This window comes from Pseudomonas alkylphenolica, from assembly GCF_000746525.1.
In the GTDB taxonomy this organism is placed as follows: Bacteria; Pseudomonadota; Gammaproteobacteria; order Pseudomonadales; family Pseudomonadaceae; genus Aquipseudomonas; species Aquipseudomonas alkylphenolica.
In genome coordinates this window covers 4,893,027-4,913,491 of sequence record NZ_CP009048.1, presented here as the reverse complement: position 1 = coordinate 4,913,491, position 20,465 = coordinate 4,893,027, and the positions used below count along the sequence as shown (strand labels likewise).

Annotated in this window: 22 protein-coding genes; 16 read left to right on the top strand and 6 right to left on the bottom strand. The window is 59.9% G+C overall.

Annotated features, from left to right (window positions below; translation table 11 throughout):
• Nucleotides 1-7: 7 nt before the first annotated feature.
• On the bottom strand, nucleotides 8-466 hold the full coding sequence (locus tag PSAKL28_RS22550) for a PAS domain S-box protein (protein WP_038614639.1): 459 nt from the start codon (nucleotides 464-466) through the stop codon (nucleotides 8-10).
• Between the two features lie 140 nt (nucleotides 467-606).
• On the opposite strand from PSAKL28_RS22550, the gene PSAKL28_RS22545 reads away from it, so the two are divergent.
• On the top strand, nucleotides 607-1,062 hold the full coding sequence (locus tag PSAKL28_RS22545) for a flavodoxin (protein WP_038614638.1): 456 nt from the start codon (nucleotides 607-609) through the stop codon (nucleotides 1,060-1,062).
• On the opposite strand, the gene PSAKL28_RS22540 is transcribed toward PSAKL28_RS22545, so the two are convergent.
• On the bottom strand, nucleotides 1,063-1,950 hold the full coding sequence (locus PSAKL28_RS22540; protein ID WP_038614637.1) for a LysR family transcriptional regulator: 888 nt from the start codon (nucleotides 1,948-1,950) through the stop codon (nucleotides 1,063-1,065).
• 97 nt (nucleotides 1,951-2,047) lie between these two features.
• On the opposite strand from PSAKL28_RS22540, the gene PSAKL28_RS22535 reads away from it, so the two are divergent.
• The 5 genes from PSAKL28_RS22535 to PSAKL28_RS22515 all read left to right on the top strand — a co-directional run bounded on the left by PSAKL28_RS22535 (nucleotide 2,048) and on the right by PSAKL28_RS22515 (nucleotide 5,672).
• Complete coding sequence (locus PSAKL28_RS22535) at nucleotides 2,048-2,434, top strand: CidA/LrgA family protein (protein WP_038614635.1); 387 nt, start codon at nucleotides 2,048-2,050, stop codon at nucleotides 2,432-2,434.
• Nucleotides 2,424-3,110: an LrgB family protein gene (locus PSAKL28_RS22530; protein ID WP_038614634.1), complete on the top strand. Its 687-nt coding sequence runs from the start codon at nucleotides 2,424-2,426 to the stop codon at nucleotides 3,108-3,110. The genes PSAKL28_RS22535 and PSAKL28_RS22530 overlap by 11 nt, the downstream gene beginning before the upstream one ends.
• 186 nt (nucleotides 3,111-3,296) lie before the next feature.
• A complete protein-coding gene (locus tag PSAKL28_RS22525) occupies nucleotides 3,297-4,202 on the top strand; it encodes an alpha/beta fold hydrolase (RefSeq protein ID WP_038614633.1) in 906 nt (301 codons plus the stop codon).
• 129 nt (nucleotides 4,203-4,331) lie between these two features.
• Entirely contained in the window at nucleotides 4,332-5,246 is a 915-nt protein-coding gene (locus PSAKL28_RS22520) for an SDR family oxidoreductase (protein WP_038614632.1), read from the top strand.
• Between the two features lie 75 nt (nucleotides 5,247-5,321).
• Complete coding sequence (locus PSAKL28_RS22515; RefSeq protein WP_038614631.1) at nucleotides 5,322-5,672, top strand: hypothetical protein; 351 nt, start codon at nucleotides 5,322-5,324, stop codon at nucleotides 5,670-5,672.
• 385 nt (nucleotides 5,673-6,057) lie between these two features.
• Here PSAKL28_RS22515 and PSAKL28_RS22510 read toward each other — a convergent pair whose 3' ends face one another.
• On the bottom strand, nucleotides 6,058-6,843 hold the full coding sequence (locus PSAKL28_RS22510; RefSeq protein WP_038614630.1) for an IclR family transcriptional regulator: 786 nt from the start codon (nucleotides 6,841-6,843) through the stop codon (nucleotides 6,058-6,060).
• Between the two features lie 173 nt (nucleotides 6,844-7,016).
• On the opposite strand from PSAKL28_RS22510, the gene hmgA reads away from it, so the two are divergent.
• From hmgA to maiA, 3 genes are read left to right on the top strand one after another with little or no spacing between them, the layout of a single operon-like run.
• Nucleotides 7,017-8,318, top strand: a complete 1,302-nt coding sequence (hmgA, locus tag PSAKL28_RS22505) for a homogentisate 1,2-dioxygenase (protein WP_038614629.1) — start codon at nucleotides 7,017-7,019, stop codon at nucleotides 8,316-8,318.
• A 3-nt stretch (nucleotides 8,319-8,321) separates the two neighbouring features.
• Nucleotides 8,322-9,614: a fumarylacetoacetase gene (gene fahA / locus PSAKL28_RS22500; protein ID WP_038614628.1), complete on the top strand. Its 1,293-nt coding sequence runs from the start codon at nucleotides 8,322-8,324 to the stop codon at nucleotides 9,612-9,614.
• Nucleotides 9,615-9,626: 12 nt separating this feature from the next.
• Nucleotides 9,627-10,253, top strand: a complete 627-nt coding sequence (gene maiA, locus PSAKL28_RS22495; protein WP_038614626.1) for a maleylacetoacetate isomerase — start codon at nucleotides 9,627-9,629, stop codon at nucleotides 10,251-10,253.
• A 14-nt stretch (nucleotides 10,254-10,267) separates the two neighbouring features.
• Here maiA and PSAKL28_RS22490 read toward each other — a convergent pair whose 3' ends face one another.
• Entirely contained in the window at nucleotides 10,268-11,074 is an 807-nt protein-coding gene (locus PSAKL28_RS22490; protein WP_038614625.1) for a SirB1 family protein, read from the bottom strand.
• 125 nt (nucleotides 11,075-11,199) lie between these two features.
• Here PSAKL28_RS22490 and PSAKL28_RS22485 point away from each other — a divergent pair, with 125 nt between their 5' ends.
• Nucleotides 11,200-12,219 carry a Leu/Phe/Val dehydrogenase gene (locus PSAKL28_RS22485; RefSeq protein ID WP_038614624.1) on the top strand — a complete coding sequence of 340 codons (1,020 nt, stop codon included), beginning with the start codon at nucleotides 11,200-11,202 and terminating at the stop codon, nucleotides 12,217-12,219.
• Nucleotides 12,220-12,225: 6 nt separating this feature from the next.
• On the opposite strand, the gene PSAKL28_RS22480 is transcribed toward PSAKL28_RS22485, so the two are convergent.
• Together PSAKL28_RS22480 and PSAKL28_RS22475 are read right to left on the bottom strand one after the other, a co-directional pair.
• Nucleotides 12,226-12,405: a YebG family protein gene (locus PSAKL28_RS22480; RefSeq protein ID WP_038614623.1), complete on the bottom strand. Its 180-nt coding sequence runs from the start codon at nucleotides 12,403-12,405 to the stop codon at nucleotides 12,226-12,228.
• A 481-nt stretch (nucleotides 12,406-12,886) separates the two neighbouring features.
• A complete protein-coding gene (locus tag PSAKL28_RS22475; protein WP_038616969.1) occupies nucleotides 12,887-13,093 on the bottom strand; it encodes a helix-turn-helix domain-containing protein in 207 nt (68 codons plus the stop codon).
• A gap of 105 nt (nucleotides 13,094-13,198) precedes the next feature.
• Here PSAKL28_RS22475 and PSAKL28_RS22470 point away from each other — a divergent pair, with 105 nt between their 5' ends.
• From PSAKL28_RS22470 to istB, 6 genes are all read left to right on the top strand, one after another.
• Nucleotides 13,199-13,756, top strand: coding sequence for a VspR family transcription factor (locus PSAKL28_RS22470; protein ID WP_038614621.1), 558 nt, complete (start codon nucleotides 13,199-13,201; stop codon nucleotides 13,754-13,756).
• A complete protein-coding gene (locus PSAKL28_RS22465; protein ID WP_075226592.1) occupies nucleotides 13,753-15,138 on the top strand; it encodes a DEAD/DEAH box helicase in 1,386 nt (461 codons plus the stop codon). Before PSAKL28_RS22470 ends, PSAKL28_RS22465 begins: the two co-directional genes overlap by 4 nt.
• A 444-nt stretch (nucleotides 15,139-15,582) precedes the next feature.
• Complete coding sequence (locus PSAKL28_RS28625; protein ID WP_075226591.1) at nucleotides 15,583-15,846, top strand: antitoxin Xre/MbcA/ParS toxin-binding domain-containing protein; 264 nt, start codon at nucleotides 15,583-15,585, stop codon at nucleotides 15,844-15,846.
• A gap of 526 nt (nucleotides 15,847-16,372) precedes the next feature.
• On the top strand, nucleotides 16,373-18,001 hold the full coding sequence (locus tag PSAKL28_RS22460) for an ATP-dependent nuclease (protein ID WP_257011830.1): 1,629 nt from the start codon (nucleotides 16,373-16,375) through the stop codon (nucleotides 17,999-18,001).
• A 167-nt stretch (nucleotides 18,002-18,168) separates the two neighbouring features.
• Nucleotides 18,169-19,683 carry an IS21-like element IS1491 family transposase gene (gene istA / locus PSAKL28_RS22455; protein WP_019364253.1) on the top strand — a complete coding sequence of 505 codons (1,515 nt, stop codon included), beginning with the start codon at nucleotides 18,169-18,171 and terminating at the stop codon, nucleotides 19,681-19,683.
• Between the two features lie 17 nt (nucleotides 19,684-19,700).
• Nucleotides 19,701-20,456 (top strand): IS21-like element ISPpu7 family helper ATPase IstB, encoded by a 756-nt coding sequence (gene istB / locus PSAKL28_RS22450; RefSeq protein ID WP_003290589.1) that lies wholly within the window; start codon nucleotides 19,701-19,703, stop codon nucleotides 20,454-20,456.
• Nucleotides 20,457-20,465 lie beyond the last annotated feature (9 nt).

Below are 20,465 nucleotides of genomic sequence, written 5' to 3'. Positions count from 1 at the left end.
TTTGTTTTTACCGTTCGTCGCCTTCCAGTTCGGCAATGCGCGCCCGCGCCTGTGCCAGTTCGCGTTCCAGCTCGAGTACCCGCTGTTCGGCCTCGACCTGACGGCTGACATCTTTCTGGATACCGATGAAATACTTGCGCTTGTCGGCTTCGTTGAGCACCGGCGTGATCGACAGCTCGTTCCAGAACGCACTGCCGTCCTTGCGGTAGTTGCGCAGGATTTCCCGGCTCGGCAGACCATCCTTGAGGGCTTGGCGGATCAGTGCGCGCGCCTCTTGATTACGGTCGTCGTTCTGCAGGAAACGGCAGTCGCGGTAGAGGATGTCGTTGGCGTCATAGCCGGTCAGGCGCTCGAATGCCGGGTTCACATAGAGCAGGATGGTGTCGTCGTCACCTTCCTGTTCGGCGACCACGATGCCGTCGTTGGAGGCATCAATCATGCGTTGCAGCAGTTTGGCGTTGATCATCGGCGAGGTCCGCAAGGTAGTGGTTCGGGCACGGAGACTGATTCTAGATGATTGGTCTGGGCCTCACACAAGGAGAATGAGGCCTTTTGCCAGTGTCCAATGTTAGTATCCTACGTTTTTACTCAGTTACGGAACCCACTATGAAAGTCGCCATCCTTTCCGGTTCGGTCTACGGCACCGCCGAAGAAGTCGCACGGCATGCCGAATCGTTGCTCAAAGCCGCAGGGTTCGAGGCCTGGCACGCTGCCCGTGCCACTTTGCAGGACCTCCAGGGCTTTGCACCGGAAGCCTTTCTGGCAGTGACCTCGACGACCGGCATGGGCGAGCTGCCCGATAACCTGATCCCGTTGTTCAGTGAAATTCGTGACGTACTGCCCGCCGCCTGGCGTGGTCTTCCCGGTGCCGTGATCGGTCTGGGCGACTCCAGCTACGGCGACACCTTCTGTGGTGGCGGTGAGCAGATGCGTGAATTGTTCGCCGAGCTGGGCATCAATGAAGTGCAGCCGATGCTGCGTCTGGATGCCAGCGAAACCGTCACCCCGGAAACCGACGCCGAGCCCTGGCTGGCTGAGCTGATCGGCAAGCTGCGCGGCTGATCACGCTGCCTGCGGTTGCTCGCGCAGCAATTGCAGCCAGGCCTGGGCGGCCCGTGACAAGTAGGCGCCCTGGCGCCAGATGAAGGCGATGTCCCAGCGCAGGTCGGTCGGTTCGCTCAGGGTCAGGCGTACCACACCGGGGCGTTCCAGGCCCCGCGCCACTACGCTGGGCAGCAGGACAACGCCCTGGCCTGCGGCGACCAGGGCGGCGAGAAAGTCGGCCTGGCCGCTACGTCCGCCTTCCCTCGGGGTAAACCCCAACTGCTGGCATGCGCTGAGCAGTCGATCATTGAGCACAAAGCTGCGCTGATAGAGCAGAAACGGCGTATCGGCCAACTGCGCCAGGCTGACCTGAGCGGCCCCGGCCAGGGGGTGGTCGATGGGCAGCAGGGCATCGAGCGCTTCATTGCAGAACGGCTGAAAGGCGAACGCCGGATCGCTCGGCGTCAGGCTGCCGCCCAGCTCCAGTTCGCCGCTCAGGACCGCTTGCTCGACGCTTCGGCTGCCACCTTCGAGCAGGTGAATGGTGATGTTCGGATAACGTCGACGGTACTCGGCGAACAGCCGGGCAAACAGCGCGTCGCTGCCCAGCAGCGGCAGGCCCAGGCGTAGTTCGCCGCGCTCCAGCTGGCTCAGGTCATCGAGTTCGTTCTGCAGCTCCTGGCGCAGGCGCAGCATGGTTTCGCCGCGTTCGAGGACGATCTTGCCGGCGGCGGTCAGGTGCAACTGTGAGCCTTGACGTTCCAGCAGCGGCACGCCCAGGTCCTGTTCCAGCTGGGCCACCTGCTTGCTTACCGCCGACTGGCTGATGTGCAAGGTATGGGAGGCCTGGGTGAAGCCACCGCGGTGGATCACTTCAATGAAGCTGCGCAGTTGTTTGAGTTCCATGATCGAAATTCCATTGTGGAATGGAAGTAAGTCTAACAATTCGTTTTTAGCGTGGTGAAGGGGCTTCTAGAATACAGTTCTGAAGAGGTCCCCCGCGATGAAACCCACACCCGTCAAACGTCTCCTGCGCCTGCTCGTCGAGCTGGCGGTATTTCTCCTGCTTTATATGCTCGGCGGCCAGTTGGCCGCCTGGCTGGATTGGCCCATTCCGGCAGGGGTCATGGGCCTGGCGCTGTTGTTGCTGGCGTTTGCCCTGGGCTGGCTGAAACCGGCGGCCTTGCAACTGGGCGCCGGCTTGCTGATGGCTGAAATGCTGCTGTTCTTCATTCCTGCGTTGATGAGCCTGCTCGACTACGGCAGCCTGCTGCGCGATGAGGGCTGGCGGATTTTGCTGGTGATCGGCGTCAGCACCTTGCTGGTCATGGTGCTGACGGCGCTGACCGTGGAGTGGGTGTGCCGCTGGAGCATGCGCCATGACACTTGAGCCCATGCCGCTGTTCTGGCTGGCCCTGACCCTGCTGGCCTATCTGGGCAGCCGCTGGTTGTACCGGCGAACCGGTCGTTACCTGTTGTCGCCACTGATCCTGGTGCCGCTGGTGCTGCTGGCGGTTGCCGTCCCGCTGAACACCGCCTATGCCGAGTATTCGCGCGACACTCGCTGGTTGATGTCGGTACTGGGGCCGGTGACAGTGGCCTTCGCCGTGCCGATCTGGCAGCAGCGGGCATTGCTGGCGCGTCACTGGCCAGCATTGAGCCTGGGCATGCTGGTGGGCAGCACGGTATCCATTGCCAGCTCTTGGGGCCTGGCGCATCTGTTGTCGCTGGATAACGCGGTGAGCCTGTCGCTGTTGCCGCGTTCGATCACCACGCCCTTTGCCATGCCTCTGGCCCGGGACTTGGGTGGGGTACCGGAACTGACCGCGGTTTTTGTGATGTTTACCGGAGTGCTGGGCGCCATGTTCGGCGGCGTACTGCTCAAGTTCCTGCCGTTGCGCACACCCTTGGCCCGTGGCGCGCTGTTTGGCGTCGGGGCGCATGGTGCAGGGGTCAGCCGGGCCCATGAAGTGGGCGGTGAGGAGGGCTCTGTGGCCGGCCTGGTCATGGTCCTGACCGGTCTGCTCAACCTGTGTGCGGCGCCGCTGCTGACCTTGATGGTGTGACACAGCTCGCTATTTTGCTGCCTGACTCACAGAGTCAATAAGCTGGCTGCCAATGCAACTTACCTTTGCCTGGGTGCTGACTAGACTGCACCACAGTAGAGCACACGAATGTGCCGAGGTGATTGCAATGATCGCAACTGATGCCTTGCTCAACACGACAGTCTGCTATTCAGCGAGGCCACGCTGATGTCTCTGGCCGAGATTCCATTATGTGTCTGGCGTACCCGGGGCCTGAGTTTTACCTTCCGCGGTCAGACCATTCGCTACTGGACGGCAGGGCAAGGCGAGCCGCTGCTGCTTATCCACGGATTTCCCACGGCGAGCTGGGATTGGCATTACCTGTGGACGCCATTGGCCCAGCGATACCGGGTGATAGCCTGTGACATGCTCGGTTTTGGCGACTCGGCCAAGCCTGTGCATCACCTTTACAGCCTGATCGAACAGGCCGACCTGCAGCAGGCCTTGCTTGAGCACCTGAAGGTCGATCAGCCGGTGCACCTGCTCGCTCATGATTATGGCGACAGCGTCTCCCAGGAACTGCTGGCGCGCCACCATGAAGGGCAGGCGAACATTGCCAGCTGTGTGTTTCTCAATGGCGGGCTGTTTCCTGAGTGCCATCGAGCGTTGCTGATCCAGAAGCTGTTGCTCAGTCGTCTGGGCTGGCTGGTGGCGCGTTCGTTCGGACGCGACGACCTGGTGCGGCATGTCACTCAGATCTATGGTCCGTGCACGCATCCCAGCGAAAGCGCGCTGGATGACTACTGGAGCCTGGTTGCGTCGAACCGCGGCACGCGGATCCTGCACAAGCTGGTGTGCTATGTGCCCGAGCGTGCCCTCCATCGCGAACGTTGGGTCGCCGCTTTGCAAAAAGAGGGTGTGCGGCTGCGTTTCATCAACGGTGCGGTCGATCCGGTATCCGGCGCCCACATGCACGAACGCTACCGGGAACTGGTGCCGAATCCCGATACCGTGCTGCTGCCAGGCATCGGCCATTACCCCCATACCGAAGCGCCGGTACAGGTGCTGCGTCACTATCTGGCTTTTCGCCAGCAAACTCTGGAGCCTGTTGCGCAGAAGGTGGCCTGGTCCTGAGGGGGCAGGCCCGCTGCATCATCTTCCGGCCTTATCGCCTGCCATTCACCCTGTGCCCGCTTGATTGTGCGCTGGCCGGTGCTGGCCGACACTCGGGCATTCCCTGCTGATTTCCCTGGAGTGTTGAGCATGAGCGATTCTGTGCGCCTGGACGATAAAGTGGTGATTGTCACCGGCGCTGGCGGCGGCCTGGGCCGGGCGCATGCCTTGCTGTTTGCCCGCCACGGTGCGCGGGTGGTGGTCAATGATCTGGGCGGCTCGACCCATGGCGAAGGCGCCAGCGCCTCGGCGGCCGACCGGGTAGTGGCGCAGATTCGTGAAGCGGGTGGCACGGCGCTGGCCAACCATGATTCGGTGGCCGACGGGGCGCGTATTGTCGAGCAGGCACTGGATACCTTTGGCCGGGTCGATGTGCTGATCAACAATGCCGGGATCCTGCGCGACAAGACCTTCCACAAAATGGAAGACAGCGACTGGGAGCAGGTCTATCAGGTGCATGTCGAAGGCGCCTACAAAGTGACCCGTGCGGCCTGGCCGCATCTGCGCGAGCAGAACTGGGGGCGGGTGATATTCACCGCCTCGACCTCAGGTATCTATGGCAATTTTGGCCAGGCCAACTATGGCATGGCCAAACTGGGGCTCTATGGCCTGACCCGGACCCTGGCCATTGAAGGACGCAAACACAACATTCTGGTCAATGCCATCGCCCCCACCGGTGGCACCCGTATGACCGAAGGATTGATTCCACCGCAGGTATTCGAACAGCTCAAGCCGGAACTGGTCAGCCCGTTGGTGGTGTACCTGGGCAGTGAGCAATGCCAGGACAGCGGCGGTCTGTACGAAGTGGGTGGCGGCTGGGTCGGTAAAGTGCGTTGGGAGCGTAGCCTGGGCGTGGGTTTCGACCCGCATCAGGGGTTCAGCCCTGAGGATGTCGCGGCTAACTGGCAGGCGATTGGCGACTTTACCGATGCCGTACACCCGCGTGACAGCCTGGAGGCATTGCAACAGATGATGGCCAATCTGCAGCAGTTCCCGCCGCGCTGAGGACTGCCTGAGGTTGTGGTCGCCGGATGCTCATGCCTATGCTGGGCGGCCATGATCGATGCAGGAGCACACAGGATGTACGAGTCCAGAACCGAAGCGGTCATTTCGTCCCGCCAGTTCCGCTTTCGTTTGATGCGTCATGGCCTGGCGGCCTGCCTGTTGCTGATCGCTTCGATCCTCTTCGGTGTGCTGGGGCACCTGTATTTCGAACCGCACATTCCCCTGCACGACGCGATCTTCAATGCCACTTTGTTGCTGGGTGGGGTAGGACCGGTGATCTTGCCCGAGAGCATTGGCGGCAAGCTGTTCTTTGCCGCATATGGCTTATATGTCGGGTTGGTGTTCGTCGCCAGTATCGGCTTGATCCTGGCGCCCATCGCGCATCGGCTGTTGCATCGGTTTCACTTTGACGATGCGGACGAGTGACCCGGTAGGGGCGGGCTTGCCCCGCGATTGCGGTTTGTCAGGCACATCGCATCGCGGGGCAAGCCCGCTCCCACCGTGTAGCCAATCAAGATATTGCAGCCATAAAAAAGGCCGCTGCAGTGCAGCGGCCAAGTAAGACGTAGATCAAGGAGCTTCAAAATCAACGTCGGTGAACCCGTTGCCGGGAGGCGGGGTGTACACGCCTGAAATGCCCGGGCCAGAGAGGCTGCCAGTGATGGCGCGCTCCAGCTGCAAACAGAATAAGCTGCTGACCCGGAAGGAAAAATAGCCAATTGTGACATTCACTGTTGCGCCTCTGGCAACAGTGCAGCCTGCGCACTCTAGCGCAGCATCTCGTGAATGAGTGTGAGCCTTTGTAAGCAAATCAAGGGGCTTGTTCGTAGCCCATGCGCCAGCTGATCATCTGCGCCGCTGCCAGCAATTGCTGCGCTGCCGGGCCCTGTTCGTCGGCATGGAAAATCGACGTCGGGCCGACCACGGTCAATACCGCAACGATCTGGCCAAAGGCATTGAACACGGGAGCCGAGAGTGCATCGACGCCAGGCATCAGCAAGCCATGGACATGGTGCAGGCCACGCTGACGGATTGTGGCGAACAGCGCCTCATATTCGCTGGCGCTGTGCCCCAGGGCAGCCAGCTCCTGGTCGCGCAGCTCGACTGTCTCGCGCTCCGGCAGGTAGGCACCGAACACCAGCCCGGTCGAAGAGCTGAGCAGGGGCAGTACCGAGCCGATCTGAGTAACGACGGTGACTGCGCGGACTGCCGGCTCGATGTTGACCACTGTTGCCCCCTGGTTGCCCCACACGGCAACAAAGCAGCTTTCGTTGAGCGCGTCGCGCAATTGCGACAACGGCAAGGCCGCGACTTTCAATACGTCCATCCCGCCCAGGGCAGCAAGGCCCACGCGCAAGGCTTCACGGCCCAGGCCATAGTGGTTGGTGGCCGGGTTCTGCTCTGCGAATCCGCTGGCAATCAGCGCCTGCAAGTAGCGATGCACCTTGCTCGCCGGCATGTCGACATGTTCGGCCAGGCGTGACAGCGAGGTCGAAGGCGACAGCTGGGCCAGGGCCTTGAGGATATCGGTACCGACTTCAGCCGAGCGGACCTTCTGTTTGCCGGTGTTATCGGCGGGGGAGCTGGCTTTGGCCATGGTGCATTCGATCCGGGTAGTCCAGGTGGGCGTCTTTATAGCTTGACGGTCTTCGCCAATCAAATTACGTTATGCGTAATGTAATTACGATAAAAATAACGCAGAAGTGTTGCTAGCGTGAACGGCGCGCAGCCAACTGCCATCAACCGGCCTGCACTGGGCCCGGAGGCTCGATGAACCTCGACAGCACCCCCGTCCTCGATTATCTGAGCGGTTTCGGCAACGAATTCGCCAGCGAAGCCTTGCCCGGCGCCCTGCCGGTTGGGCAGAACTCGCCGCAAAAGGCACCTTACGGCCTGTACGCCGAATTGTTCTCCGGCACCGCCTTCACCATGACTCGCAGCGAGATGCGCCGCACCTGGCTGTATCGCATCCGTCCGTCTGCCCTGCATCCGCGCTTCGAGCGCCTGGAGCGGCAGCTGGCCGGTGGTCCGCTGGGCGCGGTGACGCCCAATCGCTTGCGCTGGAGCCCACAGGCCATCCCGAGCGAGCCGACCGATTTCATTGACGGTTGGGTCGCCATGGCGGCCAACTCCGGTAGCGAGAAACCTGCCGGAATCAGCATCTACAACTACTGCGCGAACCGCTCCATGCAGCGGGTGTTCTTCAATGCCGACGGTGAACTGCTGCTGGTGCCGGAGCTGGGCCGCCTGCGCCTGGTCACCGAACTGGGCGTGCTGGAAGTCGAACCGCTGGAAATCGCCGTGGTGCCACGCGGTTTGAAGTTCCGTGTCGAATTGCTCGACAGCCAGGCCCGCGGCTACATCGCCGAGAACCATGGCGCACCCATGCGTATTCCGGACCTGGGACCGATCGGCAGCAACGGCCTGGCCAATCCTCGGGATTTCCTCACGCCGGTAGCGCACTATGAGGATCATCAGGGCCCGGTGCAGCTGGTGCAAAAGTTCCTCGGTGAACTGTGGGGCTGCGAGCTCAATCATTCGCCGCTGGACGTGGTCGCCTGGCATGGCAACAACGTGCCGTACAAATACGACCTGCGCCGTTTCAACACCATCGGCACGGTCAGCTTCGACCACCCGGATCCGTCGATTTTCACCGTGCTTACCTCGCCGACCAGTGTGCCGGGCATGGCCAACCTCGACTTCGTGATCTTCCCGCCACGCTGGATGGTGGCCGAGAACACCTTCCGTCCGCCTTGGTTCCACCGCAACCTGATGAACGAGTTCATGGGCCTGATCAAGGGCGAATACGATGCCAAGGCCGAAGGCTTCCTGCCCGGCGGCGCGTCCCTGCACAGCTGCATGAGCGCCCATGGCCCGGATGCGGAAACCTGCGCCAAGGCCATCGCCGTCGAACTTGCGCCAAACAAGATCGACAACACCATGGCGTTCATGTTCGAGACCAGCCAGGTGCTGCGTCCGAGCCGCCATGCTCTTGAGTGCCCGCAGCTGCAGGCCGACTACGATAGTTGCTGGGCCTCGTTGCCGAGCACCTTCACCCCGAATCGGAGATAACCCATGAATCAGTCCGCTATTGCCCGCAGTTGGGTCGAACACGCCAACGGGCATCGAGATTTTCCACTGCAGAACCTGCCGCTGGGGATCTTTACGCACAAGGATCAGGCCAAGCGCTGCGGCGTGGCCATTGGCGATGCGATTCTCGACCTTGAAGGCGCGCTGGCTGCCGGTCTGTTCGAGGGCCAGGCGCGTGTCGCCGTCGAGGCCACCCGTGGTGGTGCCCTGAATGCTTACTTTGCGTTGGGCCGTGTGGCCCGCGTGGCACTGCGCGAGCGTCTGCTGGAATTGCTCGGCGAGCACAGCGAGCATCAGGCGGCACTCAAGCCACTGCTGCTGGCCAGCGCCGAGTGCCAACTGCACCTGCCGGCCCAGATCGGCGACTACACCGATTTCTATGTAGGCATTGAGCACGCCAAGAACGTTGGCAAGCTGTTCCGCCCGGACAACCCGCTGCTGCCCAACTATAAGTATGTGCCGATCGGTTATCACGGCCGTGCTTCGACCATTCGCCCGTCCGGTACCGACGTGCGCCGACCGAAAGGCCAGACCCTGCCAGCCGGGCAGAGCGAGCCAAGCTTCGGCCCCTGCGCGCGTCTGGACTACGAGCTGGAGCTGGGCATCTGGATTGGCCAGGGCAACGAGATGGGCGAGTCGATTCCGGTCGCCGAAGCGGCCGAGCACATTGCCGGTTTCTGCCTGCTCAACGACTGGTCTGCGCGTGACATCCAGGCCTGGGAATACCAGCCACTCGGCCCGTTCCTGTCGAAAAGCTTCATCTCGACGGTATCCCCCTGGGTGGTGACCGCCGAAGCGCTGGAGCCTTTCCGTTGCGCCCAGCCTGCGCGTCCTGAAGGTGATCCGCAGCCGCTGTCGTACCTGCTGGACAAACGTGATCAGGCTGCCGGTGCTTTTGATATCGAACTGGAAGTGCTGCTGCTGACCGAGCGCATGCGCGAGCAAAACCTGCCAGCCCATCGTCTGACCTTGAGCAATACTTTAAGCATGTACTGGACCGTCGCGCAGATGGTCGCTCACCACAGCGTCAACGGTTGTCAGTTGCAGCCAGGTGACCTGTTTGGTTCCGGTACCTTGTCGGGCGCCCAGCCTGGCCAGTTCGGCAGCCTGCTGGAAATTACCCAGGGCGGCAAAGAGCCGGTGCAACTGGCGTCGGGTGAAGTGCGCAAGTTCCTCGAGGACGGTGACGAAATCATTCTGCGTGCCCGTTGCGTGCGTGAGGGTGTGGCATCGATCGGTTTCGGCGAGTGCCGCGGCAAGATTCTTCCAGCCAGGTAAGAGGGCAGGGCCATGGATCTGTTCAACTACTTCCGTTCGACCTCGTCCTATCGGGTAAGGATTGCCCTGGCGCTCAAACAGCTTGAGTACCAGTACGTGCCGGTCAATCTGCTCAAGGGCGAGCAGCGTGAGGAACATTTCCTCGCGCTCAATCCCCAGGGCCGGGTGCCGGCCTTGAGGATCGACTCGGGTGAACTGCTGGTGCAGTCACCGGCGATCATCGAGTACCTGGAGGAGGTTTATCCACAGCCGGCGCTGCTGCCTGAGGAACCTGTGCTGCGCGCCCAGGTACGCGGTGTGGCGGCGCTGATCGGTTGCGATGTGCATCCGCTGCACAACGTCAGCGTGCTCAATCAGTTGCGCGGGTTGGGCCATGACGAGGAGCAGGTCAATGCGTGGATCGCGCACTGGATCAGCCAAGGGCTGGCGGCGGTGGAGAAACTGATCGGTGATGACGGTTTTTGCTTTGGTGAAGAACCCGGGCTGGCAGATGTCTATCTGATACCGCAGCTGTATGCCGCACAGCGCTTCAACATCAACCTCGCCAACTACCCGCGCATCCGCCGCGTCGCAGCACTGGCCGAGGAGCACCCGGCGTTTATCCAGGCTGACCCGGGCAGACAACCTGACACACCCTGAGCCTGCCCGCAGGGTCAGTGCACCGAGGGGGGCGGTTGATGCAACTGCCCCAGACGCTCGGTCAGGCGCAGGCGCTGGATCGGGTCGTCACTGAGCAGCAGCGCGTACTCCAGGTCGTAGCGTTCGGCCTGGGGGCAGTCCAGGTGCTGGTAAAGGGTGGCACGGGCCAGGTAGTCGCTGGCGGTGGCCGGGCCCAGCAGCAGCACCCGTTCGGCGTCCTTGAGCGCTGCCAGGTCATCGTCGTGGGTTGAATGCAACTGGCGCAGGTTGCGTGACAGGCGCTGGAGCATCTGCTTGGGAGTGGCGGTGAGCAGGTGATCGGCGTTGAGCTGCAGTTGCGGGCCGAACTGGCGGCCGAGCAGTTCGCGACAGTCTGCAGGGTAGAGTCTGCGGCCGCCGCAGGGGTCGAGCAGATGGTCGGCGCCGGGGACTCGCAAGAGAAAATGTCCGGGAAAATTCACCCCCTCGAGCGGAATCGACAGACCACGCGCCAGCTCCAGGGTCAGTAAAGCCAAGGCCAGTGGCTGGCCGCGGCGCCGTTCCAGCACCTTGTCGAGCAGGGCTGCTTGTGGGCGTATCGGGTGATATTCATCCTGCTGGAACCCTAGCGCATTGAGGCGGCGCAACAACGGCTGCGCCAGTTCGCTCAGCGGTAGCATCGGCAGACCGGCGCTGACTTCCTGCTGCAGCGTTTTCACCTGAAGCATGATGAGCGGGGGTTGAACGCTGCTGTCGTGTTCGGCGGCGACCCATAGCGCGGCCTCCAGCAAGGCAGCCGGATCACGTTCCAGGCAGGCGAGACAAGCTTGGCGTGGGCTCATGGGAATCTCCGCTCAAGCTTATTTTGTAGCGCTGGCCAAGCCTTTCGTCCAGTGGTCCGGGTGATGTCATCAATCGGCAATGCGCGGCCTATACTGGGATCAGCACCTCACTGAGGAGCCCGCTGATGTTCGCGCTGATGCAAAGCACTCGCACGCAATCGCTGCACCTGTGCATCGACCCGCCAACCGGTCTGAAAGCGGTGGTCGCCATTCACAGCGAGCACCTGGGACCGGCCATGGGCGGCTGTCGTTACCTGGCCTACCCAGACGATGACAGCGCCATGATCGATGCCATACGCCTGGCCCAGGGCATGAGCTACAAAGCCGCGCTGGCTGGCCTGCCACTGGGTGGCGGCAAGGCGGTGATCATTCGCAACCCGCACGTGGAAAACCGTGCGGCCCTGTTTGAAGCCTTTGGTCGCTTTGTCGAGACCTTGCAGGGACGCTTCATCACTGCGGTAGACAGCGGCACCTCGACGCTGGATATGGATTGCATTGCCCAGAGTACCCAGCATGTCACCAGCACCACCGCGGCTGGCGATCCCTCACCGCATGCCGCCATGGGCGTGTTCGCCGGCATTCGCGCTACTTCCATGGCGCGTTTGGGCAGCGACAACCTGGAAGGCTTGCGGGTCGCGGTACAGGGGTTGGGTAACGTCGGGTATGCACTGGCCGAGCAGTTACATGCGGCAGGCGCCGAATTGCTGGTCAGCGACCATGACCCGGGGAGGGTGCAACTGGCCATCGAGCAGTTCAATGCGCGCCCGGTGGCCAACGAGATGCTGATCAGCACACCCTGCGACATCTTCGCGCCGTGTGGTGTCGGGCCGGTGCTCAATGGCCAGAGTGTGATGCAGCTGCGCTGTGCGGCAGTGGCGGGGGCGGCCAACAACCAGCTGACCACCCTGCAGGTGGCCGATCAACTGGAAAACCGCGGGATCCTCTATGCGCCTGACTACGTCATCAATGCCGGTGGCCTGATCTACGTGGCGCTCAAGCACAGTGGTGAAGACCTGAGTACCATCACCGCGCACCTGGCGCGCATTCCCTCGCGCCTGACCGAAGTGTTTGCCCACGCCCAGGCAGAAAAGCGCTCACCGGCGCGGGTAGCGCAGATGCTTGCCGAACGCTTGATCTATGGCTGAGCGGAGTTACTCGGCGGCAGTGTCAGCGAGCAGCTCGGACAGTGCGTCTGGCTGACTCTTGAAGGCCTTGGCAAAGACGTCGCGGTTCTTGGCCATATAGATGCCGGCGTCCTCGACCTGCTGTTCGCTGAGCGACGGTACGGCTTTTTTCAGGACCTCGGCGAGCAGCTCGGCCAGTTCGAGCATTTTGCTCTCTACAGCAGAGTGAGGCGAAATCCTGTCAATGATCGATTCTTCGTGAAGGCAGATGTAACACCTCCTTATCCACGTTCAGCAAAGGGTGAGCTAGCGCCGGGATTTTTGGTTACTCATTTGCCTGGGCGAGTTGGGAACCGCAACGACCCCGTATCGGTCGGCGACTGGGCCCGTGGATCCTACCAGTAGAAGATGAGCGTCGAGACTGAAATGGCCACTGGTGTAGCGAGTGAACTCACTTTTTCCAGAGTTAAGCTTGGAATCCCACATCTCTCGAAATTTAGCGCAGACAGCGTCAATGTCAGTCTTTAGAGATGGCGCATCTATAACGTCCAGCTAGCAAATGAACTAGAGGGTCGGCCGATCCCACAGACATTGGCTCATACGGGTGTAGGGCTTTCTCGACCGCTTGTGCGTGGTCTTCGGACGTTCATGGGGAGACAGCCCCCAGCGCCTGTACAGCAGGCTACTTTCACGGCAATAGGGTTCGTGGATGACAGCCTAACTGCTGGGCGATTCGATAGAGCTTTTCGACAGTGACGTTCATTTCACCTCGCTCGATGCGGCCCATATAGCTCCGGTCCAATTGGCAGGCTAGCGCCAGAGCCTCTTGGGACAATTCTATGGCCTTTCTCCGTTCCCGGATTCGTCTGCCCAACTCCTTTGCCAACTCTTGCATGACCGCCTCGAACAATTCAAGGCGGAACTTTCCGTCGTTTACGGATGCAGAGGCCACGGTTTATAATCCGCATTTCACTGCTGTTTGACCCTTTCAGGTGCCTGTATGAAATCGGCTACGTTTAGGCTCGACAGGCGCATCTTTGAGTTATTTCAGGACGAAGCACTCTTGCGTTTCACGACGCGTGAGTTACGAGATGCCTACGTTCGAGAACTCGCTTCACCTCCCAAGTCCATGGTCGAGTGCTGGCGATACATCCATGATCAGATACGCCGTCTGATTCGTGTCGGATGGGTGCGCGCAGAGGATAGTCGTGCGGGTCGTGGTAAAACCTATCGAGTACTCACCCAACCTGAACATCTCACTCTTGACTTGGTGGATCGGTATAGCTCGGAGCAGCCCGCTCGGGCCGATGCGGTATATGGGGAGGAGCCAGTAGAGGAGTCGGCTGTACGCCGCCTAAAAGAATTGGCCAAGGAGATACGGCTGGATCTGCTGACATCCATGGGTGAAGCAGAACGATATAAACAGTTGATGCAAGAGATGCCGCAGTTGAAAGAGCAGGTAGAAGACGAATTCCTTGAAGCACGCGACCGCGGCTCCCGACTTCTCGGGCATCTAAAGGCCGTAGAGAAAACACTCAAATTTTTGAGCATTGCATGAGTTCGCTTCGAAAATGGCAAAGTAGTTGCGTAGACGCGGCCTTGGAACACTACGCAAAATCCCCACATTTCTTTTGTCAGGCGACACCTGGGGCGGGCAAGACGCGGATGGCGGCTGAGGTCGCTCGACGTCTATTGCTCAGCGATAAAATTGACTTGATCCTTTGCTTCGCGCCGTCTTGTCAGACCGTAGAGGGCTTCAGGGGCACGTTCGAATCTCACCTAGGACTCCGTCTCGATGGCCGTATTGGCGCTGTCGGTGCAGTTTCGACCTATCAAGGGATGGATTATCAAGATCAAAGCTTCTGGGCTCTCCTTGATCAGTATCGTGTGTTTGCGGTGTTCGATGAGATACATCACTGCGCTGGAGCGGAACTTTCGCTCGGAAACACTTGGGGGCAGCTGATTATTGAGAGAGTTCAAGGGCGTGCCACGTATACTCTTGCTTTATCAGGCACTCCCTGGCGTTCTGATGAAAGGTCTATTGCGCTCGCTAGATACTCCGATCCTGATGGGCGCATACTCTGTGACTTCAAATATGGACTCAAGGCAGCTATAAACGATTTTGTATGCCGATCCCCTCGGGTTGTTCTCATCGATAACGGTGCGGTGAAGGTAACGACTCGGAACGGGAAAAGCTCAACAGTCAACACTTATTCAAGTATCGCTGAACTGCTCGGCGATTCGCCGGTGACGTTTGAATATTTGCTGTCGCAACGAGAGTTGGTCAGTCAAATTCTCGAGCTTGGGTGTAGAAAACTAGATGAGATTCGACTAGAAACTCTTGATGCTGGTGGCCTTATTGTAGCTGCCAGTGTCAGGCATGCCCACCTCATAGCTGATGAACTCAATCGGTTAGGGGAAAGTTGTCAAGTGGTAACCAATCAAACACCAGATGCTCAGAAAGCTATCGACGAGTTCCGATTCGGGACGGGACGCTGGATCGTGGCAGTGGGAATGATCAGCGAAGGAACAGATATTCCTCGTCTGCAGGTATGCTGTTATCTCAGTCGTATCCGTACGGAGTTGCACTATCGCCAAGTTTTAGGACGAATTCTTCGCCGAATCGGTCCTCAGGATGCCATGGCCTGGCTTTACGTCCTTGCAGAACCCTCATTGCAAGCGTTCTCGGAGCGCCTATCGTTAGATCTTCCGGAAGACCTAGGGGTGATTCATCATGTTGATCGCGGGCGTATCGAGGTAGAGTTAACCCCTGAGTATTGCGGTTTTGAGTGCCACGAAGACCAGTCCACAATCAGCATTTCGTCGCCTTTACCGACTACAGCAGTGAGAGACGTAGGGGTTGAGTGGTCGACTATTGAAGACTCGTGCAGCCTGCACTTCTTGCCAACGTTCCGTACGGAGTTGCTAGAAATCTACTAAGCCTTTTGACGATGTTATTAGTAGGCTCTGAGTAGGAGGCGAAAACTGAGCATTGTTCTTAGATAGTTAAAACTGGTCGCTAGGTGCTGCTGCGAATCCAAAGAGATGAATCCCTTCGTTCGTATGTGGTTGGGTTGTAGCCGTGCTCTTATCCTGACGAGTACATGAGAAACCATTCCAAAGCTTAGACTGGCCTAGCCGCCGACAGATAATCTACCCCTGCTGTAACCAAGTCCACCCTCGCAGAAAGGGTCATCAAGGGTCTGTGGTTTGACGTTGCACTCCCCAAGGCTCCTCAATTCGGAGAGGCCGGTGGCACTACTCATCAGCAGTGCCACCGGCCGATAAATGAACGCTACCAGTCATCCTGCCGGCGACGATGTGCAGCGGCCAATGGAGTAAGGTAAACGTGACCAAAAAGCGCATGGTGGTGGCGGAAGCTATATGGCATCGATCATCCTTATAGGACCCTGTTTTCCTTTGCTAGCCGGTTGTTGGAGCACGCCGCACCGGTGCTTCATGGCGCGTCGAAGTCAGGTCATGAACCAGGCGACCGATGTTTTGGGTAGTTACCGGCTAGCATCCGAATGGGTGTCGCGGCCAGCTCTTGGCTTGGACATGCGCACGCCCTGTAGTCTGCTGGCAGATGCTGATCGCTACCGACAAGTCGTCGACCATCTAGTGAGGCTTGAGTATGGCGTCTATTGACGCACTCGGGACATCATGAAATCCGAGAGTCGAAGCGAATTGGGGCTGTTGGAGCTCTGCCGCATATTTTCTCTATCCCGGCTGGCCGCACGCACCGAAAAACGAAGCCGCTTCCGGGACATCGCTCTCGTGAGCGGCGCGGATACGGAACCTGTTGGTCGCTTTGCCGGAGGATCACTTAACACTATTCGCAAGGCGATGAAATAATGACATCCCAGTGCGCCTGGGGCATTTCATATTGCAGATTGCCGTTGTCCAGACGGGTGAGCCGCCGTACACATCGACGCGCAAATTAGTCACGCCTCAGTTTCCACGCGACCAGTGATTTTCATTCGAACCGAGCCTCGTTTTTTATCTGCCTCTTCAGCGTAGCAGTTTGGCCTGCCCCAGCTGGTCATTGCTCGCCAGGGAAGGTTCGATCCATCCACAGAGCGCTGAAACTCCCATTTTTTATCTGACGCACTGTCCTATTGCACATTTCATCTCGAATAGGATTTCATCCATAAAAACAAGGATGGAGACCTTCATGTACCTAGCTGAGCTGACCATCAAAAACTTCCGCAAGCTGCGCGAAGCCACGCTGAAATTTCAGCCTGGTTTGAATGTGCTGGTAGGGCCAAACAACGTAGGCAAAAGCGCGGTAGTGGATGCGCTCCGGACGCTTCTCGCGGGACATGATGAGCCCTATCCCCGTCTCGATGTTTCGGACCGACATCGCCCGGTTGAAGGCGAACCAACTGGCGATATTAACTTCCATTTTGTCTTCAGAGATCTCAGCCACGAGGATGAAGCGGACTTTATTGCAGCGCTCAAGCCGTGCGCTGACAAGACTATGGAGGCGCATGTTCATGTCCGGTACACCGATGCGGATCAGACGGGGCGCTTCAGAGTAAAACGTTGGTGCGGCGATCACCAGGAGGTTGCACTCACCTCCGATATGATGGAAAACCTTCGTGGTGTCTATTTGCAGCCTTTGCGAGATGCCGCGCAGGGGCTTCGACCTAGCCGTAACAGCCAGCTGGCACGTTTGCTGCACTTGCTTACAGATGATGAAGGTCGTGAAGCAATCAACGCGGCGCTGAAAGAACTGGATGAAAAACTCCAGCAAAACGAGTCAATCCAAAGCACTCATACCGCGATATCGTCTCGACATGGCTTAATGATGGGAGAGCAGCTGGCACAGACGCTCGCTGTGGGGCTTAGCGCAACAGATTTCCAGCGTCTTTCTGCTCGGCTTTCCCTCACCGCTGAAGCTTTGGAGATTGAGCAGAACGGACTGGGCTTCAACAACCTGATTTTCATGGCGGTAGTGCTCAGCGAGCTGGCCAAAAACCCTGACGCAGCCTATCGAAGCTTGATTGTCGAGGAGCCAGAGGCGCATCTACATCCTCAATTACAGCGTGTCCTGTTGCGGTATCTCGCAGGCGTGCCAGCGAGTGAAGGCGAAAAGTCAGTGCAACTGTTCGTCACCAGCCACTCCCCAAACTTTGCCAGCAATTCAAAGCTCGAGTCTCTGGTATGCCTGGTAGAGAGCGATGCCGGCGTGGAGACCTTCTTCCCCCGTGACATCAAATTTGCCAAGGGTAAACGGGAAAAGCTTGAGCGTTATCTGGACGTGACCAGAGCCGAGTTGTTTTTTGCCCGTCGGGTCATTTTCGTCGAAGGTGCTGCGGAGCTCATGCTTGTCGATGCGCTCGCCAAGCTTATGAACCTTGATCTCCGGGAGTATGGTGTCAGTCTGATCAGTGTTGAGGGGCTCAATTTCGACTCCTTCTTGCCGCTGTTTGGTGAGAAGGGTCTACGAATTCCGGTCGCTGTCGTGACCGACGCCGATCCTTTCGAAGAAGAAGAGGTACAGGGCCCGATAGAGGGCGAGCTGGATGCGGAAGGGATCGAGGATCTGCTTGCCGAGGCTGCCTACATGGAAGAAACGGATGCGCCTGAAGAGGAAGATCCGATCGCCGAACCGGTGAAGAAGAAAAAGGTTAAAAGGAAAGAGGTCTATCCATCGCTTGGAGACGATGTGAGATTGTCTAGCAACACCGTCAAGATGATGGAGTCCGAAGACGCTTTTGTGAAGGTGTTCCACGGTCTGAAAACCTTGGAGTACGATCTGGCTGCGGATTCCACGGTCATCTGGCCACCCATTCCATGAGCATCTGACCACCGATTCCACGCTGATCCGGCCACCCATTCCACGCGCATCCGGCCACTGATTCCACGGCCATCCGGCCACTCAACCGGGCAGGCAGCTACGCAGGATTTCTTCACTACCATCGACCTCTTTTTCGAAGCAGAGAGGTCGTCGTGGAGCGTTTATCCATGCGTAAGATTCGCGAAGTACTACGTCTCAAGTTCGAGGTCGGACTATCAGCTCGCCAGATTGCGGTCAGCGTGCAGGTCGGTCGTGTCACCGTCGGCGACTACCTCAATCGTTTTGCCGCCAGTGGTCTCAGTTGGCCCTGTTCGTTGTCCGATGCCGAGTTGGAGCAGCAACTGTTCCCGCCGGCCCCGGCGGTTGCCAGCGAGAAGCGGCCTTTACCCGATTGGGCATGGGTGCATGCCGAACTGCGCCGCCCCGGGGTGACCCTGGCGCTGCTCTGGCAGGAGTACCGCCTGAGCCAGCCGCAGGGCTTTCAGTACAGCTGGTTCTGTGAGCACTACCGGGCCTGGCAGGGCAAGCTGGACGTGGTGATGCGTCAGGAGCACCGCGTCGGCGAGAAGCTGTTCGTCGACTATGCCGGCCAGACGGTGCCGGTTATCGACCGCCACAGCGGCGAGATCCGCCAGGCGCAGGTGTTCGTCGCGGTGCTCGGCGCGTCCAGCTACACCTTCGCCGAAGCCACCTGGTCGCAGCAGCTGCCGGACTGGCTAGGCTCGCATACCCGTTGCTTCGCCTTCCTCGGCGGCGTGCCGGAGATCGTGGTGCCGGACAACCTGCGCAGCGCGGTGAGCAAGGCCCATCGTTACGAGCCGGACATCAACCCCAGCTACCGCGACCTTGCCGAGCACTACGGAGTGGCGGTGGTGCCGGCGCGGGCACGCAAACCGCGCGACAAGGCCAAGGCCGAAGTCGGCGTGCAGGTGGTCGAGCGTTGGATCCTCGCGGCCCTGCGCAACCGTCAGTTCTTCTCCTTGGACGAACTCAACAGCGCCATCTCCGTGTTGCTGGAGCGGCTCAACCAACGCCCGTTCAAGAAGCTGCCGGGCTCGCGCCAGACGGCCTTCGACAGCCTGGATCGTCCGGCGCTGCGCCCCCTGCCGGAGCAACCCTACGTCTACGCCGAGTGGAAGAAAGCGCGGGTGCACATCGACTACCACGTCGAGGTCGATGGGCATTACTACTCGGTGCCGTATCAACTGGTGAAGAAGCAGCTGGAGGTGCGCCTGACGGCGCGCACCGTCGAGTGTTTCCACGCCAACCAGCGAGTGGCCAGCCACCTGCGCTCAATGCACAAGGGCCGGCACAGCACGCAGGCCGAGCACATGCCCAAGAGCCATCGCGAGCATGCCGAGTGGACGCCACAACGGCTGATCCGCTGGGCCGAGCAGACCGGGCCGAACACCGCCGGCGTGATCCGGCACATCCTCGAACGGCGCATCCATCCGCAGCAGGGCTACCGGGCCTGCCTGGGCATCCTGCGCCTGGGCAAAACCCACGGCGAAGTGCGCCTGGAGTTGGCCTGCCGTCGCGCCATCAGCCTCGGCACGTGCAGCTACAAGAGCCTCGAATCGATCCTGCGCCAGGGGCTGGAGAACCTGCCGCTGGCCCAGCAGCACCTGCCCCTGCTGCCGGACGACCACGCCAACCTGCGCGGCCCCGGCTACTACCACTGAACACAAGGAATCCCACCATGCTGCCCCATCCGACCCTGGACAAGCTGCAAACCCTGCGCCTGCACGGCATGCTCAAGGCGCTGAACGAACAACTGAAAACCCCGGACATCGACAGCCTGAGCTTCGAGGAACGCCTCGGCCTGCTGGTCGACCGCGAGCTGACTGAACGCGACGACAAGCGCCTGAGCAGCCGCCTGCGCCAGGCCCGGCTCAAGCACAACGCCTGCCTCGAAGACATCGACTACCGCAGCCCGCGCGGGCTGGATAAGGCGCTGATCCTGCAACTGAGCGGCGGCCAGTGGCTACGCGACGGCCTCAACCTGATCATCGGCGGCCCCACCGGTGTCGGTAAAACCTGGCTGGCCTGCGCCCTGGCCCACCAGGCCTGCCGAGAAGGCTACAGCGTGCGTTACCTGCGCTTGCCGCGTTTGCTGGAAGAACTGGGTCTGGCCCATGGCGACGGGCGCTTCGCCAAGCTGATGAGCAGCTACGCCAAGACCGACCTGCTGATCCTCGATGACTGGGGCTTGGCCCCGTTCACCGCCGAACAGCGGCGCGACATGCTGGAGCTACTGGACGACCGCTACGGCCAGCGCTCGACCATCGTTACCAGCCAGATGCCGGTGGACAACTGGCACGAACTGATCGGCGATCCGACCCTGGCCGACGCTATCCTCGACCGCCTGGTGCACAACGCTTACCGGATCAATCTGAAGGGTGAATCAATGCGCAAACGGACGCAGAAATTGACGACGCCAGCCAACCCGGACTAACAATGCCAC

Bases quoted from the DNA above. Each gene is read 5' to 3' on its own strand.
- PSAKL28_RS22510 (WP_038614630.1), bottom strand. From the start codon at position 6,843: ATGGCCAAAGCCAGCTCCCCCGCCGATAACACCGGCAAACAGAAGGTC.
- PSAKL28_RS22465 (WP_075226592.1), top strand. From the start codon at position 13,753: ATGAGTTCGCTTCGAAAATGGCAAAGTAGTTGCGTAGACGCGGCCTTG.
- PSAKL28_RS22470 (WP_038614621.1), top strand. From the start codon at position 13,199: ATGAAATCGGCTACGTTTAGGCTCGACAGGCGCATCTTTGAGTTATTT.
- PSAKL28_RS22530 (WP_038614634.1), top strand. From the start codon at position 2,424: ATGACACTTGAGCCCATGCCGCTGTTCTGGCTGGCCCTGACCCTGCTG.
- PSAKL28_RS22525 (WP_038614633.1), top strand. From the start codon at position 3,297: ATGTCTCTGGCCGAGATTCCATTATGTGTCTGGCGTACCCGGGGCCTG.
- PSAKL28_RS22515 (WP_038614631.1), top strand. From the start codon at position 5,322: ATGTACGAGTCCAGAACCGAAGCGGTCATTTCGTCCCGCCAGTTCCGC.
- PSAKL28_RS22480 (WP_038614623.1), bottom strand. From the start codon at position 12,405: ATGCTCGAACTGGCCGAGCTGCTCGCCGAGGTCCTGAAAAAAGCCGTA.
- PSAKL28_RS22460 (WP_257011830.1), top strand. From the start codon at position 16,373: ATGTACCTAGCTGAGCTGACCATCAAAAACTTCCGCAAGCTGCGCGAA.
- PSAKL28_RS22550 (WP_038614639.1), bottom strand. From the start codon at position 466: ATGATCAACGCCAAACTGCTGCAACGCATGATTGATGCCTCCAACGAC.
- PSAKL28_RS22545 (WP_038614638.1), top strand. From the start codon at position 607: ATGAAAGTCGCCATCCTTTCCGGTTCGGTCTACGGCACCGCCGAAGAA.
- PSAKL28_RS22475 (WP_038616969.1), bottom strand. From the start codon at position 13,093: ATGCAAGAGTTGGCAAAGGAGTTGGGCAGACGAATCCGGGAACGGAGA.
- PSAKL28_RS22540 (WP_038614637.1), bottom strand. From the start codon at position 1,950: ATGGAACTCAAACAACTGCGCAGCTTCATTGAAGTGATCCACCGCGGT.
- istB (WP_003290589.1), top strand. From the start codon at position 19,701: ATGCTGCCCCATCCGACCCTGGACAAGCTGCAAACCCTGCGCCTGCAC.
- maiA (WP_038614626.1), top strand. From the start codon at position 9,627: ATGGATCTGTTCAACTACTTCCGTTCGACCTCGTCCTATCGGGTAAGG.
- PSAKL28_RS22535 (WP_038614635.1), top strand. From the start codon at position 2,048: ATGAAACCCACACCCGTCAAACGTCTCCTGCGCCTGCTCGTCGAGCTG.
- istA (WP_019364253.1), top strand. From the start codon at position 18,169: ATGCGTAAGATTCGCGAAGTACTACGTCTCAAGTTCGAGGTCGGACTA.
- PSAKL28_RS22485 (WP_038614624.1), top strand. From the start codon at position 11,200: ATGTTCGCGCTGATGCAAAGCACTCGCACGCAATCGCTGCACCTGTGC.
- hmgA (WP_038614629.1), top strand. From the start codon at position 7,017: ATGAACCTCGACAGCACCCCCGTCCTCGATTATCTGAGCGGTTTCGGC.
- fahA (WP_038614628.1), top strand. From the start codon at position 8,322: ATGAATCAGTCCGCTATTGCCCGCAGTTGGGTCGAACACGCCAACGGG.
- PSAKL28_RS22520 (WP_038614632.1), top strand. From the start codon at position 4,332: ATGAGCGATTCTGTGCGCCTGGACGATAAAGTGGTGATTGTCACCGGC.
- PSAKL28_RS22490 (WP_038614625.1), bottom strand. From the start codon at position 11,074: ATGAGCCCACGCCAAGCTTGTCTCGCCTGCCTGGAACGTGATCCGGCT.
- PSAKL28_RS28625 (WP_075226591.1), top strand. From the start codon at position 15,583: ATGGCATCGATCATCCTTATAGGACCCTGTTTTCCTTTGCTAGCCGGT.